This window comes from Streptomyces sp. NBC_01689, from assembly GCF_036250675.1.
Taxonomy (GTDB): Bacteria; Actinomycetota; Actinomycetes; order Streptomycetales; family Streptomycetaceae; genus Streptomyces.
This window is the reverse complement of sequence record NZ_CP109592.1, coordinates 9,645,221-9,660,413: the sequence shown is the minus strand read 5'-3', so window position 1 is coordinate 9,660,413 and position 15,193 is coordinate 9,645,221. Positions and strand designations below refer to the sequence as shown.

The window sequence follows — 15,193 nt, the reverse complement described above, 5'->3', positions numbered from 1 at the left end:
CCCACCCCACCCGCGCCCGTAGCCGTAAGGGACCCGCCATGACCGTCAACGCCCCCGCCCGTTCCGTCCGTTCCGTCTCCTCCGCCCGCCCGGCCGCCGCCCGCCCGGGGCCCCTGCCCGTCCCGGAGCAGGCCGGCGACCCCCGCCACCACGTGCTCGACCTGACCGCCCGCGAGGCCCGCGCGGCCCACGTGCTGGCCGCGGCCTGCGCCGAGACGTTCAAGGCCGCCGACGACCCCCGGTTCCTCGACGAGGCCCCGGTGATCGCCCACGAGCTGCCGCTCGCGGTGCGCCGCCACCTCAACTCCGCGCGCCGCGACGAGAACACCCACGCCACCCTGGTCCGCGGCCACCTCGTCGACCAGGCGGCCCTGGGCCCCACCCCCCACCACTGGAGCACGGCCGACACCGGGGCGAGCCAGGTCCACGGCTGCCTGCTGGTGCTGTACGCGGCGCTGCTCGGCGACATCACCGGCTGGGCCACCCAGCAGGCCGGCCGGCTGGTGACCGACATCCTGCCCAGCCGGGGCTACGAGCACAGCCTCGTCTCCGCCTCCAGCGCACGGGAACTGGCCTGGCACACCGAGGACGCCTTCTCCCCCCACCGGGCGGACTGGGTCGGCCTGTTCGCGCTGCGCAACCCGGGCCGGGTGCCCACCACCGTCGCGCACATCGACGCGCGCCGGGTGCCCGCCGCGGTGCGCGCGGTGCTGGCCCAGCCGAGGTTCGCCGCCCGGCCCGACACCTCCCACGAGTTCAGCGCCGACACTCCCGCGGCCGAGCCGGTCGCCGTCCTGTCGGGCCACCGCGACCGGCCGGTGCTCCGCATCGACCGGGACTTCTTCACCGCGCTGCCCGGCGACGAGGAGGCCGGACGGGCCCTGGCCTGGCTGGTGGCGCACCTGGACGCCAACCTCACCGACGTGCTGGTGCCCACCGGCGCCGTCTGCTTCCTCGACAACCGCAACGTGGTGCACGGGCGGCGCCCCTTCAGCGCCGGCTTCGACGGGTCCGACCGCTGGCTCAAGCGCGTCAACCTCGTCCGCGACCTGCGGCGCACCCGCCCCGGCCGCCTCGACGGCGCCACCCGGGTCATCGGCTGACGCCCCCGCCCGCACCGCCCCGCCGGCCCGCGACCGTCCGCCCCAACCCAGGAGACCGCCATGCCCAGCACACCCGCCCGCCCCGCCGTCCTGCTCGTCGAGAGCCGCCGGGCCACCTTCACCGACAGCGTCCTCGCCCGCGACGACGTGGACGTCGTCCTGCTGCGCTTCGACTCCGTGCCGCTGGACGAGGACCACCTGCGGCGCACCGCGCACCTGCCCACCTTCACCCTGCGCACCGCCGCTCCCCCGCACGAGGAGGCCGCCCGCTACCTGCGCTGGATGAAGGGCACCCGGGGCCTGCCCCGGCCGCGGTTCTTCTGCAACCCCAACGAGGCCCTGCAGGACCGCGCCCAGCGGTTCGCCGCCCTCGTCGACCTGCCACACCTGACGCCCCGTCAAGTAGCGTGGGTGCGCAACAAGAAGACCATGAAGGACCGCTATGCCGAGCTCGGCATCCCGCACGCCGCCTACCGCGCCGTGGAGAGCCTCGACGACGTCGCCGCGTTCGGCGACACACACGGCTGGCCGGTCGTCCTCAAGCCCGTCGACTCCGACTCCTGCCTGCACACCTACCGGGTGGACTCCCGCGCCGCGCTCGCCGCGATCCCGCCGCTCGACCCCCGACTCGACTGGATGGCCGAGGAGTTCGTCCACGGCCGCGAGTTCCAGCTGTGCGCCGTCGTCGCCCGCGGCCGGGTCGTGGACGCCTACCTGTCGAAGAACCCCCGCCCCATCCTGGAGGTCCTCGACGGCGCGATCAACGCCAACATCACCTACGCGCCCGGCGAACCGCTCCCCGTCGACGCGCGGGCCCTGGCCCAGCGGCTCACCGACGGCCTGGAACTGCCCTTCGGCTATCTGCACGGCGAGTTCTTCCTCACCGACGACGGCTCCTTCCGCATGAGCGAGGTCGCCGCCCGCCTCAGCGGCTGCGAAGTCCCCGTGAACCACTCCCTCGCCTACGGGTTCGACTTCCTGCACGTCATCCTCGACACCTACCTCGACCGCGTCCCGCAACCCGTCTACACCCGCGACCGGGCGGTCGGCGACCTGCTCCTGCCCACCCGGCCCGGCCGCGTGGTCCACATCAGCTCCGAGGAGGAACTGCTGCGGCTGCCCGGTGTCATCGGCGCCCACCTGGACGCCGCTCCCGGCGACGTCCTCGACCCGCCCCGCGCCTCCCACGCCTCCACCGGCTACGTCCATGTCGAGGGCGCCACCGCCGAGCAGGTCGAACAGCGCATGCGGGCCGTCCTCGACCACTTCGAGCTGAAGGTGGACCACCCGTGAACACCGCCCCCGCCCTCACCGCACCGGCCCGCCCCGGCACTTCGGCCCCCGCCGACGCCCCCGCCGGCCCCGGCTCCGGCCCCGCGAACACCCGTACCCTCAGCGGCGGTCGGGCCCCCGCCAACGCCCCCGCCGCCCCCGGACCCGCCCGCTCGGCCGCCCCCGGCGGCACTTCGGACGCCGTGAACACCCCGGCCGCCGCGCACGCCGGGCCCGCGGCCGGGACCGGGCAGGGCCCGCTGTTCGCGGCGTACACCTCGCTCGACGACTACACCCGGGCCGTGGCCCGCGGCCGGGGCCCCCTGCCGGTGTTCACCGGCCCCCGCACCGACCTGCTGGACGGCATCGCCCTGGCCGAGGACGTCTACAGCGGCCTGCGCACCCCCGAGCCCCGCGACACCGGCGTCATGACCGGCGGCCCGCTGCCCGCCGCGCTGAACGCGCTGATCCGCCCGCTGGCCCGGCACTGGGTGAACAGCCCGGACGACCTGCCCGGCACCGGATCGGTGCTGCTGGTCGGCGAGTACGCCCACCTGCGCGCCGACGCCGTGCAGCACGTCCTCGACGCCGCCCACGCCACCGGCCGCCCTCTGTCCCTGCTGACCGGACGCGACCTGCACAGCCTCAGCTGGACGGCGGCCAAGCAGTACGCCCGCGTCGTCCCGCACGCCCCCGTCGGTGTCCTGTCCGAACTCGACACCGCCGCCCCCGCACCGCAGGCCGACGTGTGGCTCGGCGCCGACGACGTCCACCGCCTCGACGTCCAGCAGATCGCGCTCGGCCGCGTGTGGCGGCGGGTCCTCTTCCACGGCAACGGCAAGGACGACCAGCTCAACCTCGGCCGGTTCACCCTGTGCGGAGCCAGCCCCGCCGCGCCCGCGCCCGGCATGCCCGGCCCCCGCTGCGCCTACGGCCTGGGCTGCACCAAACCGCAGGACAAACTCATCCCCGCCCGCGGCATCCGCACCGCCGAACTGGTCCTGGCCAACTGCTTCAGCGGCGCCCTCGCCGGCCACGCGATGTACGACCCGAAGTACCTCATCCTCCTCGACGCGCTCGACGGGCCCGCGCAGACCGTCATCGCCACCCTCACCGCCTGCGACGGACAACGCCCCGAGAACCTGGCCTGGCTCACCGCCGCCGAGGCCGCCGGCAGCGCCGCGCTCGCCATGAACCACCGCCTGCACGACATCAACCCCTACCCGGCGTTCGTCCAGACCGGCCTGCAGTCCTCCGCCCTCGACCCCGCCCGCCCCCACTCCCCCGCCGGCACCGGCACCGCGGCCGGCACCCGCACAGCCACCGCCGCCGACCGTGCCCGGGAGGCAACCCCGGAGGCGCCCGCGGACACCGCCGGAACCGGCACCGAGCCCGGCACGGCCGCCCCCCACCCGCCACTGCACCGGCTCGGCGCCCGCCTCTCGGGCCTGCTCGACAGCGGACTGCTGGGCCCCGACTACCCGCTGCGCCCCCGGCTGCGGGCCCTGGCGGACACCGTGCTGCGCGACGCGGTGCGCACCGTGGCCCGCTCCGCGCCCGACGCCGGCCCGGCCCTGGCCGCGATCGCCGCCGAGACCAAGTCCCTCGACCTCGCGCTGGCCCACCGCTTCGCCAAGCACCACGACGACCCCGCCCTCGCCTTCCCCACCTACTTCGGCGAACGCAGCACCGCCGGGACCCCCCGCGCGCTCGACACCCCGTGCGCCTGCGGCCGGCCGCTGCGCTCCTACCGCCGCCAGGGCCGGGTCCCGGCGATCGCCGACACCGTCCAGACGGTGTGCGCGCGCTGCGGCGACGTCGCCAACGCCCACACCGGCGCCGTCGAACTGCACGTGAAGGCACCCGCCGAGGCGGCCGCCGGCAGCACCTTGCACGTGGTCGTGGAGGCGGTGGCCCCCCGCGACGGCACCCTCAACCTGGGCATCGTGCTGCCGCTCTACCTCGACGCCCGGGTGGGCCCCGTACTGCGCCGCGTCGACGCCGTCGCCGGACGCCGCGCCCACGCCGAGTTCACCCTCGACCTCGCCCCCCAGGCCACCCCGCAGGCCTACTACTTCTGCCCCTTCGCCGTACAGGACCTGGGCATGAGCGTCTCCCGGGTGCACTTCACCGTCCTGCCCCGCCGCTAGGGAGAACCCGCCATGGAACCCGCCACCGCCGCGCCCGGCCACGCCCCGCGTCCGCGCGGTCCGCTCGGCCACCGCCCCTTCCGCCGGCTGGCCGCCGGACGGGCACTGGTGTACTGCGCCAACGCGATGGCCCCCGTCGTCCTGGCCTTCGCCGTCCTGGACACCTCCGGCTCGGCCACCGCGCTGGGCCTGGTCGTCGGAGCCCGCTCGGTGGCCAACGTGGCACTGCTGCCGGCCGGCGGGGTCGTCGCCGACCGCATCCGGCGCACCCTGGTCGTACGGGGCTCCGCGCTGGCCGCGTGCGGGACGCAGACGGCGGTCGCGGTGAGCGTGCTGCTGGGCCTCACCTCCCTTCCGCTGCTGACCGTGCTCAGCGTCCTCAACGGCGCGCTGGCGGCACTGTCGCTGCCCGCCTCCGCCGCGCTGACCCCGCAGACCGTGCCGGCCGGCCTGATCCGCCCGGCGGGTGCGCTGATGCGGATGGGCACCAACCTCGGCATGATCGCGGGAGTGTCGCTGGGCGGCGCGGTCGCCGCCGGGTGGGGAGCCGGCTGGGGACTGGCCTGCAGCGCGGCCGCGTTCGGCGCGGCGGCCTGGTGCTTCCTGGGCGTACGCACCGCGGACCCCGGCACGCCCGCGCCGGGCCGCACCCGCCCGCTGCGGGAACTGCGGGCGGGCTGGCGGGAGTTCACCGCGCGCCGCTGGGTGTGGATCGTGGTGGCACAGTTCATGGTCGTCAACGCCGTGGTCGCGGGCGGTGTGCAGGTGCTGGGACCGGCCGTCGCCGACGCCACGTTCGGGCGCGGTGCGTGGGGCGCGGTGCTGGCCGCGCAGATGGCCGGGGCCCTGCTGGGCGGGGTGTTCGCGGCGCGGTCCCGGGCCCGGCGGATGCTGCTGGTGGGGGTGGCGGCGGTGGCGGTGGAGGCGCTGCCGCTGGTGGTACTGGCCCAGGGCGGCGGGGCGCTGCTGCTGGGCGCGGCGATGTTCGCCAACGGCGTCGCGCTGGAACAGTTCGGGGTGGCCTGGGACGTGTCCCTGCAGGAGAACATCCCCGCCGACCGGCTGGCCCGCGTGTACTCCTACGACGCGCTGGGCTCGTTCGTGGCCCTGCCGGTGGGCGAGATGGCCGCGGGTCCCGTCGCCGCGCACGCCGGGACCGGCGGCGCGCTGCTGGGCGGGGCCGCGCTGGTGGTGTGCGCGACCGCGGCGGCGCTGTGCAGCACCCAGGTGCGCTCGCTGACCGCCGCCCCGCACCGGCCCTCCGCCGCCCGGCCGGCCCAGCCCCTCCCCGCCACCTGAACCACGCCGGCGCCCAGCAGCGTGCCACCGGGCGGTGCGGTGCGGTGTGCCGCCGGGCGGTGCGGTGCGGTGCGGTGTGGTCCGGTGGAGGGTGGTGTGGACGCGAGGAGGGGTGGATGACGCGGTGGCTGGTCACCGGGGGCGGCGGGGCGCTGGGCCGCGAGGTGCGGGCGCGGCTGGCCGGCGGCCGGGTCACCGCGCTCGACCGGGCCCGCCTCGACATCACCGATCCGCGGGCCGTCCGTGCCGCGGTCACCGGCCACGACGTGGTGGTCAACTGCGCCGCCTGGACGGACGTCGACGGCGCCGAGCGGGCCGAGGCCGCCGCGACCGCCGTCAACGGCACGGGCGTACGTCACCTGGCCCTCGCCTGCCGCCGCACCGGCGCCCGGCTGCTGCACGTCTCCAGCGACTACGTGCTGCCCGGAACCGGCACCGAACCCTGTCCCGAGTCGGCCCCGACCGGCCCGGTCAACGCCTACGGCCGCAGCAAACTGGCGGGCGAACGCGCGGTCGCCGAACTCCTTCCGGACACCGGCTACATCGTGCGCACCGCCTGGCTGTACGGCGAACACGGACCGAACTTCGTCTCCACCGTCCTTGCTCTCGCCGCCCGCAGGGACACCGTCGACGTCGTCGACGACCAGTACGGGCAGCCCACCTGGACCCACGACCTGGCCGGGCTGCTGGTCGCGCTCGGCCGCGCGGGCGGGGCCGAGCCGGGCGTCTACCACGCCACCGCCGCCGGCCGCACGACCTGGTACGGCCTGGCCCGGGCCGCGTACGAACTCAGCGGGCTGGATCCCGACCGGGTGCGCCCGACCACGTCGGCGGCCTTCGCCCGTCCGGCGCGCCGCCCCGCGTCCAGCGTTCTGGGCCACGCCCGCCGGGCCGCGGCCGGCCTGCCCGGGCTCCCCCACTGGCGCACGTCGCTCGCCGAGGCACTGCGCCGCCCCGCCTTCACCGCGCTCGTCTCCCGCGACACCGTCCCCCGACCCGTACCGTGAGGAGGCCGCGACCGCGGCCGACCGCCCCGTGTGCCGCGCCGGTGCGACACGGACACCAACGCCCTTTCCAGGAAGCGGTGTTGGGGCAGAGTGGCGAGACACCGGACCGGGCGGGAGACCGACGGCGTGCACACCCGACGTCCGCCGGACGGCCGTCCGACTGTCCGGCCGCGCCGCGCGTCGCGCCTGCGCCGCGCGCGGGTGTCGCCCGCAGGGCCCGCGAAGCCGCGTCGTGGTCCGTGGAAGCTGGTCGGTCTCCCGGGCCGTGGCGGGGCCACGCGGCGGCGCCGGGGCCGACCACCGTACGGACCGCACCGGACCGGTCCGCCACGTGTCGTCAACGCGCTTCCTGCGAGGCCGTGTTGTGTCCCGGTCGGGCGGAGCCGGGCACCGGTCCGGCTCCGACGCGGGCGCCCGTCGCGGTCCCGGGCGGCGGTGTCCGTCGTACCGCCCGCCGCCCGCGGTGTCCCCGCGGCCGTGGGCGGGCCGGGGCGGGTGTCAGGCCGGGCGGGCGGCGGTCCAGGCGGCGAGTTGTTCGGGGGTGACGTCCGGGTCGGCGACCAGGGAGGCCAGTTCGTCGTCGGTGTGGTGGCGGGTGGCCAGTGCCGGGCAGCGGCGGCAGCCGTCGACACCGGCCTGCGCCCACCACTGGCAGCCGGCCCGCAGATGGCAGCGCGGCACCGCACCGCCCGCCGGCGCCGGGTAGGCCGCCACCACCCGTTCCACCAGGGTGCAGTCGCCGCCCCGGCGGTTGGCGCAGCCGGCGACGCAGTGCGAGGCGAACCGCAGGATCCGGCGCGGTTCGATGTCCTCGGGGATCTGGTCGAGCACCGCGGCGGCCGGGACCGCCTCGGCGAGGTAGGTCACCTCTCCGTCGAGGCCGGAACGCACGCCCAGGACCAGCGACTCCGGCGCGTGCGCCGCACCGCTGGGACACCAGCTGACGCGGGGGTCCGTCCCGGCGGGGGCCGGGAGCGCGGGCTGCCGCCCGGCGGCGGCCGCGTCCGGGCGGGCGGGGCCCCGCGTCAGCACGGCAGCACGGCCGGGACGTCGACGCTCAGTCCCCGCGCCGCCGGGGACAACGGCGAGCTCGCGGCGGCCTGTTCCCGGGCCACCGCGCCGGCGATGTCGCGGGCCAGCTGTGCGCGTGAGGTGATGCGCTCCGGGCCGGTGCGCGGCTGCGCGGGTGCCGCGCCCGCGGCGGCCAGGACGAGCCCGGTGGCCGCGACGGCGGCGGCGACGCCCGTGGCGCCGCGGGGGTGCTTCATACCGCCTCCTCCGGGTCGCGCGGCGACGGCGGGGTGACGGGCCCGGGCGTGACCTGGGCGCTCGCCGCGCCCGCGGCGGCCAGGACCAGTCCGGTGACCGCGGCGACGGCCGCGACCGTACGGGAGTGCCTCATGCGGATGCCTCTCGTTCTGCGGGGGACGAACCTCGACGCCCCAGCGTGGCCCGGGACTTCGCAGAGGCCCTCGAGACCCGCTGGAGGCGGGCTCGAACGATCTCCGAAAACGGGCGAAGGGCTCACGCCGGAGTGCTTCAATGGCCCCCGTGAAGGCCTGAATTGACCGGCAATGACCAGCAGGGAGCGAGCACGGGGATGCGGAAGTCGTATTACGCGGCACACGTCTACATGATCCTGGGAGTGATCTCCGGTCTGTACTACCGGGAGTTCACCAAAGCCAAAGACTTCGACGGTGACACCCAGCTGGCGCTCATGCACACCCACCTCCTCGCGCTGGGCATGATGGGGTTCCTCATCGTCCTCGCCCTGGACAAGCAGTTCGGGCTGTCCGGGACGAAACTGTTCACGTACTTCTTCTGGTTCTACAACGCGGGCATCGCGATCACCGTCGCCATGATGTTCGTGCACGGCACCGAGACCGTGCTCGGCGACCACGTGCCCGAGGCGGTCCCGCTCACCGCGGGCCTGGGGCACACCCTGCTCACGGTCGGCCTCATCCTGCTGTTCGTACTGCTCGGCAAGCGGCTGAACGAGCCCGCCGGAGCCGGACCCGCCGAGCCGGAGCAGCAGGCCGAGACGGCCAGGACCCCGGTCTGAACCACCACGCCCCGGCCCGGGAATGCCCCCGAACCGGCAGGCCCCGAACGGGCGCGCTCCTCGACCGGCGTACGGCCGGGCGGGGCTGACGGCGAGCCTGCCCGGCTCCGGGCCCACCAGGCATGCGGGACCGGGGCGCGCGGGGCCGGGGCGCGCCCGCGGTCGGGGCCCGTGGGCGTGTGCCGGTCGCGTCCGTCGGGTCAGGCGTGTCCGTCCCGCCCGCCCGTCCTGTCCGTCCGTCAGGCGGGCTGGGCGGCGGGGCCGAGGAGAACCTCGGTGAGCGCGGCCAGCCGCCGGCCGGTGAGGCCCGGGCGCAGCCGGCCTCCCCCGGTCAGGACGGCCAGACCGTGCCAGGCGCTCCACAGGACCTCGGCCAGCAGATCGCCGTCGCGGCCGGCGGCGACGGGTGCGACGGCGAGGCCGATCTCGGCGAGGACGTCCGCGAGCGGCGCCGGTGCGTCCCCGGTGCCGGGGGTCTCCTCGGGGGTGCCGTCGTCTCCCGGGTCGAGGGTGAGCATGGCCTGGTAGAGGACGGGTCCGCGCGCGGCGAAGTCGACGTAGGCGCGGGCCACCGCGTCCAGGGCGCCGCGCGGGTCCGGCGTGCCCAGGCGGGCGGCGCGCAGCTCGGCCGCGAGTTCGGCGAGACCCTCCAGCGCGACCGCGTGGACGATGGCGTCCTTGTTCTTGAAGTGCTGGTACAGCACGGGCTGGCTGTATTCGATACGGTCCGCGAGACGCCGCGTGGTGACGTAGTCCCAGCCTTCGGCCTCGGCCATCTCGCGGGCCGTGGTGAGGATCAGGCGGTGGCGCTGGGCCTGCTCGCGCAGGCGTCGTTCTCGGAGCGTCATGGCCCGACTTTAGCACTTTCAGCGATAATCGAGCTGTCAGTGATAGGGTTTCTGCCTTTGAAATCGGCGGGGTCGGGGGCGCTCCGTGCGGCGGGGCGGAGTGCCCGCGTGCGGCCGCGTTCGAGCGGCCTTCGAGGCAGGGGCGCCAGCATCGGGGCACGACTGCCCACAGAGAGGGCCACCCATGCTGACGCCGACTCCCCTGGAGGAGCTGCTCGATCTGGCCGCGGACGTCATCGGCGGCGACCGGCGCGTCCTGCCGGCCGGGGCGGCGGGGTCCCCCTTCATCACGCTGGGCGGCGGCCTCGGACAGGCCGTACGGCTGCAGGCGCGCGCCGAGCGGCAGTTGGGCCTGGCCGTGGACCTGGCGCAGCTGCTGGGTCCCGCCCCCCTCGCTGACGTACTGGCCCGGGCGCGGCCCGCCCCGGTGCGGGCCGCGGGCGGCGTGGAGCGGGGAGCGGCCGTACGGGCGCTGCTGCCGGGGCAGTCGGCGGCGCTGGCCGCCGAACGGGAGGCCGGGGCCGGGGCGGTGACCCGGATCCTGAGCGCCGAACTGTCCGGCCCGCTGGACACGGACGCGCTGCGCCGCGCGCTGGCCGCCCTCAGCGCTCGGCACGAGGGCCTGCGGACCGCGTTCGCCGCCACCACGCGCGGGCCCGTGCGGCGGGTGCTCGCCGTCTGCCCCCCGTCGCTGGTCACGCTGGAGGCGGTGGCCGGGGGCCCGGGCGAGGACCTGGTGGCGGCGGCGCACGCGCGGCTGGCCGTGCGGGCCGGGCGGCTGGTCACCCGGCCCGGCCTGCCGCCGCTGGCCTTCGCGCTGACCCCGCTGGCCACCGGTCGCCATCTGCTGTCGTTCGTCCACCACGACGCCGTGGCCGACAGCCGCTCGGCCGCCCTGGTGTGGCAGGAACTGCTCGCCGACTACGACCGCGCCGTGCGCCGCCGCCCGCTGGACCGTGCGCCGCGGCCCGGCCCGGACACACCCGGCCGCGGCGGGGCGGCTCCGGGCGGCCCCGTACGGATGCTGCCGCCCGGAGCCGCCCCGCACCCCGAACACCCCCAGCGCGCCCCGCACCCCGAACACCCCCGACACGCCGAGTCTGCCGACCGCACCGACCACACCGAGTCTGCCGGGCTGCGGCGCGCTGTGGCCGCCGCCCGCGCCGGAATGCCCGGGTCAGCACCGGCGGCCGCCCGCGACGTCCGTGGCGAGCGGCTGCTGCTGGGACTCGGCACGAGGCTGCGGGACGCGGCCGACGCGACGGCCCGGCGGGCCGGCGTGCCGCACAGCACGGTGCTGCTGGCGGCCTGGGCGCTGGCCGTGGGCCGGCGCACGGGCCGTGAACGGCTGCTGGTGGATGCCGAGATGCCGGGCCGGCCCACCGCGGAACTCCTCGGCACCGTCGTGCCGTGCGCGGCGACCGCCCCGGTGGTCTGTGAACTGGAGGGCGGCGTCGACTACTTCCTGCGCGGTGTCGCCTGCGCGTTCAGCGAGGCGCTGCAGTACGCGGATCCGGACGACGGCGCGGCGGTGCGCGGTGCGGCAGCACCCTCGGGCCCTCTCCCTCCCGCCCCGGCGCGGGTGACGTTCGCGGCCCGCGACGAGTTGCTGCCCGCGAGCCTGCGGACGGGCGCCCTGACCGCGCGCTTCCATCACGGACACTCCGGCGCCGTCACCGCGGACGCCGCCCTGACGGTGCTGCGCTGGCACGAACACCCGCTGCTGAGCCTGGAGTTCGCCTCCGCGCGACTCCCCCGGGCACAGGCCGCACAGCTCGCCCGCGCGCTGCGCGCCGCACTGACGGCACTGGTGACCTCGCCCCCGCACACCCCGGTCGACGACCTGGCACTCGCTCCGGCCGACGACCTGCCGAAGAGCCCGGCCGCCCGCGCGGGCACACCCGCCGCCCGCCCTCTCGCCCTGCCCTGACCCACACCCCCGGTCCCCAACTGCGCCGCCCGGCCAGTTGGGTTGCGGGGCCCGGGGCCACCGGGCACGCCGGCCGCCCGCACCGTACGGCGAAAGGACGCCACACGCGGCGGGGGGACGCGCCCTACGGCGACTCCCGGCGACCTCGGCACCTCGGCCCGGCGCCCGCCGTACCACGTCACCGGACACCCGCACCCCCAGCGCCCCCCCAACTCCGCCATCCCGTCACCGGGTTGCGGGCCCGGCGCCGCGGGGTGCTCCGGCCGCCCGCGCGTACCGCGAAAGGACGCGGCGCGCGGCGGAGGACCCGCCGTACGGCGGACGACGGCGGACGACGGCGGACGACGGTGGCCTCGGGGGCACGGCGGCTCGGCGCGTGCCGTGCACGTCGCCGGACACCCGCATCCCCGTCCGGGCGGACGCCGCCGTACGGGCACCCGGGGGCCGGGCGGTGCGGGCCGGCGCCGTACGGCCGGGAGCCGGAGGGCACCGGCGCCGTGCCCCGCGGCGGGCGGGGGGGCATCCGGTGCGCGCGTACCGGGGGAGTGCACGCGCGCACCGGAGCCGTGGACCGGGCGGCCGGCGGATCGGCACCCGGAGGCGGACGGGCCCAACGGGCCCAGGGGTTCGGGCCGTTCGGGCGATCGAGGCGGGTCAGGCGGGCCGGGTGGTGAACTGCGGCAGGCGGGCGGCGGTCTCGGCGGGGTCGGGCATCGCGGCGATCTCGGCGGCGACCTTGCGGGCCGCGTCCCGGTAGCTCTCGTCGCCCAGGATGCGGCGGGCCTGTTCGGTGACCGCGTCGGCCGTCAGATCACCGGCGAAGATCACTTCGCCGGCGCCGGCGTCGCGTACGGCGGTGCCGTTGGCGGGGCCGTCGGCGCCCTGCGGCAGGATCAGCTGGGGCAGGGCGGCCGCCAGCGCGGCGAGTGTGGTGCCCGCGCCGCCGTGCTGGACCACCAGGGCCGCCCGCCGCAGCGCCTCGGGCTGGGCCACCCACTCCACCGCCACCACGCGCTCGGGCAGTTCGCCCAGGTCGGCGACGGCGACCACGGGGCCGGTCGCCACCAGGACCGGCACCTGCAGCGGCAGCAGCCCGTCGATGACCGTGCGCAGCACGTCGACCGAGCCCAGCGCGGTGCCCAGGGTCAGGTAGACGAACGGGCCGTCCGCGTCGCGGATGCCGGCCGGCAGTTCGCCCGGCTCGCCGTAGGCGACGGGGCGCTGCTCGATGCGGGGCAGCGGGGCGGCCAGGAAGCCGGGGTCCTGCAGGCTGGGCGGGCAGATGTCGATGTAGGTGGCGGCCAGTGCCAGCAGCCGGCCGTACGGCACGTCCACGCCCAGGTCGGCGGCGGTGGCCAGCAACTCCTCCTGGATGCGGGCCTCTTCGGCGCCCATCGCCATCACCCCGACGCCGTGCGCGACGGCGGGCACGCCCGCCAGCCGGGCGGCGAAGGCGGCGCCCGGGTTCATCGCCTCGTAGACGACGAGGTCGGGGCGCAGGCCGGTGAGGACGGGGGCGAGGTCGGCGGCCACCCAGCGGGGCAGCACCGAACCGAACACCTTCACATGCAGGTCCGCCAGCACCTCGGGCGGCACGTCCTGGGCGCCCAGGTCGGCGCCCTCGTGCTCCAGGGAGTCACTACCGCGCACTGCTTCCATGAACGCCTCGGGGACCGAGCGGCCCGCCGCCACCGGCTCCAGGCCGGCGGCCCGCAGGGCCGGGTGGAGCTGCTCGCCGGTGGCGAACACCACCTCGTGGCCCGCGGCGCGCGCGGCCTTCGCCAAGGGAAGCAGGGGATACACGTGCCCGAAGTTGCCCGCGCTGGCAAAGAGGATTCTCATACCGCCTCAGCGTAAGGACGCCCACCCCCGTTGTCTACCACTGACAATAATTCTAGCGCTGACAACACCCGAGTCTTGGACGGCAGGTCGGCCCTGGTGGGCGGGCCCGGGGCCCGCTCCCCCGGCCCCGGCGGCGGGGGCGGCTCCAGCCGCCGTGCGGGACGTTTCGAGGCGCCCTCCAGCAACGGCCGATCCCCCTGGCGGATCGTCAGGGGCGGCGGCCCGGCCCCGGTCGCACGGGACACGGCGAAGGAGTCATGTTCGATGACCATCACCCACGCGGTGCCCCCGGGCGCCCTCACCGGCCTCGGGCGGCGCTTCACACTGTCGGCCCAGACCCTGGACAGCCCGGTGACACCCAATCCGGTCTTCCGCGAATGGTTCGCCGAGCAGCGCCGCGCCAACCGCTACGAGGTGCGGCGCATCCCCTTCCGCGAACTGGTCGGCTGGCGCTTCCAGGGCGCCACCGGGAACCTGGTGCACGACAGCGGCCGGTTCTTCTCCGTCGAGGGCCTGCATGTGCGCGCCGAGTGGAACGGGCACGCCGCGTCCTGGTCGCAGCCCATCATCAACCAGCCGGAGATCGGCATCCTGGGCATCGTCGTCAAGGAGTTCGACGGCGTCCTGCACTGCCTGATGCAGGCCAAGATGGAACCCGGCAACATCGAGACCGTCCAGCTGTCCCCCACCGTGCAGGCCACCCGCAGCAACTACACCGGTGTGCACCGCGGCGCCCCCGTCACGCACATCGAGTACTTCGCGCCGCCGCGGACCGCCTCACGGGTGCTGTTCGACTCCCTGCAGTCCGAACAGGGCTCCTGGTTCCTGCGCAAGCGCAACCGGAACATGGTGGTGGAGGCGCTCGGCCCGGTGCCCGCGCACGAGGACTTCGTATGGCTGACGCTCGGTCAGATCCATCAGCTGCTGCACGAGTCGAACGTCGTCAACATGGACGCCCGGACCGTGCTGTCGCTGATCCCGTCCTTCGCCGACGAGGGGCCCCCGCTGCACTCCATGGAACACCTCCTCAACCGCCTCACCGAGATCAAGGCGCACCGGGAGCTGGTGCAGACCAGCATGCCGCTGTCGGCCGTCCGGCGCTGGCGGCGCACCGAGGACGGGATCTCCCACGACAGCGGCCACCACTTCACCGTCATCGCCGCGTCCGTGGCCGCCGCCAACCGCGAGGTCACCCGCTGGACCCAGCCGCTGCTCGCACCGGCCGAACAGGGCCTGTCCGCGTTCCTGGTGCGCCGCATCGGCGGTGTGCCGCACCTGCTGGCGCACGCCCGCTCCGAGGCGGGCGTGCTGGACGTCGCGGAGCTCGGCCCCACCGTGCAGTGCCAGCCGGGCCGCGCGCTGACCCTGCCCGCGCCGAGCCGGCCGCAGTTCCTGGACCTGGTCCTGCGGGCCGCTCCGGGCTCCCTGCTCTACGACACCGTGCAGTCCGAGGAGGGCGGCCGCTTCCACCACGCCGGCAACCGCTACGTCCTGATGGAGGTCGGCGACGACTTCCCCGTCGACGTGCCCGAGGACTTCCTGTGGGTGACCGCCGACCAGATGTCGGCGCTGCTGCGGCACAGCAACTACCTCAACATCGAGGCCCGTACGCTGCTGACCGGACTGCGCGCGGCGTGGGCGCGCGGCGGGACGTACGCCCGGTGAGCGGGCCGGGAGGAC

Annotated in this window: 13 protein-coding genes; 8 read left to right on the top strand and 5 right to left on the bottom strand. The window is 76.2% G+C overall.

Annotated elements, in window-relative coordinates:
- Positions 1-38: 38 nt before the first annotated feature.
- The 5 genes from gntD to rfbD all read left to right on the top strand — a co-directional run bounded on the left by gntD (position 39) and on the right by rfbD (position 6,831).
- Positions 39-1,103 (top strand): guanitoxin biosynthesis L-enduracididine beta-hydroxylase GntD, encoded by a 1,065-nt coding sequence (gene gntD, locus OG776_RS41360; protein ID WP_329318118.1) that lies wholly within the window; start codon positions 39-41, stop codon positions 1,101-1,103.
- Positions 1,104-1,163: 60 nt separating this feature from the next.
- Positions 1,164-2,396, top strand: coding sequence for an ATP-grasp domain-containing protein (locus OG776_RS41355; RefSeq protein ID WP_329318120.1), 1,233 nt, complete (start codon positions 1,164-1,166; stop codon positions 2,394-2,396).
- Positions 2,393-4,525 carry a hypothetical protein gene (locus tag OG776_RS41350; RefSeq protein WP_329318122.1) on the top strand — a complete coding sequence of 711 codons (2,133 nt, stop codon included), beginning with the start codon at positions 2,393-2,395 and terminating at the stop codon, positions 4,523-4,525. Before OG776_RS41355 ends, OG776_RS41350 begins: the two co-directional genes overlap by 4 nt.
- A 12-nt stretch (positions 4,526-4,537) precedes the next feature.
- On the top strand, positions 4,538-5,824 hold the full coding sequence (locus tag OG776_RS41345; RefSeq protein ID WP_148014850.1) for an MFS transporter: 1,287 nt from the start codon (positions 4,538-4,540) through the stop codon (positions 5,822-5,824).
- A gap of 116 nt (positions 5,825-5,940) precedes the next feature.
- Positions 5,941-6,831: a dTDP-4-dehydrorhamnose reductase gene (gene rfbD / locus OG776_RS41340; RefSeq protein WP_329318125.1), complete on the top strand. Its 891-nt coding sequence runs from the start codon at positions 5,941-5,943 to the stop codon at positions 6,829-6,831.
- Between the two features lie 498 nt (positions 6,832-7,329).
- On the opposite strand, the gene OG776_RS41335 is transcribed toward rfbD, so the two are convergent.
- The 3 genes from OG776_RS41335 to OG776_RS41325 are packed head-to-tail and all read right to left on the bottom strand — an operon-like array spanning position 7,330 to position 8,233.
- Positions 7,330-7,863, bottom strand: a complete 534-nt coding sequence (locus OG776_RS41335) for a hypothetical protein (protein WP_261995108.1) — start codon at positions 7,861-7,863, stop codon at positions 7,330-7,332.
- Positions 7,857-8,099, bottom strand: a complete 243-nt coding sequence (locus tag OG776_RS41330; RefSeq protein WP_148014846.1) for a hypothetical protein — start codon at positions 8,097-8,099, stop codon at positions 7,857-7,859. Before OG776_RS41330 ends, OG776_RS41335 begins: the two co-directional genes overlap by 7 nt.
- Complete coding sequence (locus OG776_RS41325) at positions 8,096-8,233, bottom strand: hypothetical protein (protein ID WP_187286124.1); 138 nt, start codon at positions 8,231-8,233, stop codon at positions 8,096-8,098. The genes OG776_RS41330 and OG776_RS41325 overlap by 4 nt, the downstream gene beginning before the upstream one ends.
- 198 nt (positions 8,234-8,431) lie before the next feature.
- On the opposite strand from OG776_RS41325, the gene OG776_RS41320 reads away from it, so the two are divergent.
- A complete protein-coding gene (locus OG776_RS41320; RefSeq protein ID WP_148014847.1) occupies positions 8,432-8,893 on the top strand; it encodes a DUF2871 domain-containing protein in 462 nt (153 codons plus the stop codon).
- A 239-nt stretch (positions 8,894-9,132) separates the two neighbouring features.
- On the opposite strand, the gene OG776_RS41315 is transcribed toward OG776_RS41320, so the two are convergent.
- Positions 9,133-9,741, bottom strand: a complete 609-nt coding sequence (locus tag OG776_RS41315; RefSeq protein WP_148014848.1) for a TetR/AcrR family transcriptional regulator — start codon at positions 9,739-9,741, stop codon at positions 9,133-9,135.
- 184 nt (positions 9,742-9,925) lie between these two features.
- On the opposite strand from OG776_RS41315, the gene OG776_RS41310 reads away from it, so the two are divergent.
- Positions 9,926-11,671 carry a hypothetical protein gene (locus tag OG776_RS41310; protein ID WP_329318129.1) on the top strand — a complete coding sequence of 582 codons (1,746 nt, stop codon included), beginning with the start codon at positions 9,926-9,928 and terminating at the stop codon, positions 11,669-11,671.
- A gap of 654 nt (positions 11,672-12,325) precedes the next feature.
- Here OG776_RS41310 and OG776_RS41305 read toward each other — a convergent pair.
- Complete coding sequence (locus OG776_RS41305; protein WP_148014957.1) at positions 12,326-13,513, bottom strand: glycosyltransferase; 1,188 nt, start codon at positions 13,511-13,513, stop codon at positions 12,326-12,328.
- A 264-nt stretch (positions 13,514-13,777) separates the two neighbouring features.
- On the opposite strand from OG776_RS41305, the gene OG776_RS41300 reads away from it, so the two are divergent.
- Complete coding sequence (locus OG776_RS41300) at positions 13,778-15,178, top strand: NDP-hexose 2,3-dehydratase family protein (RefSeq protein ID WP_148014956.1); 1,401 nt, start codon at positions 13,778-13,780, stop codon at positions 15,176-15,178.
- Positions 15,179-15,193 lie beyond the last annotated feature (15 nt).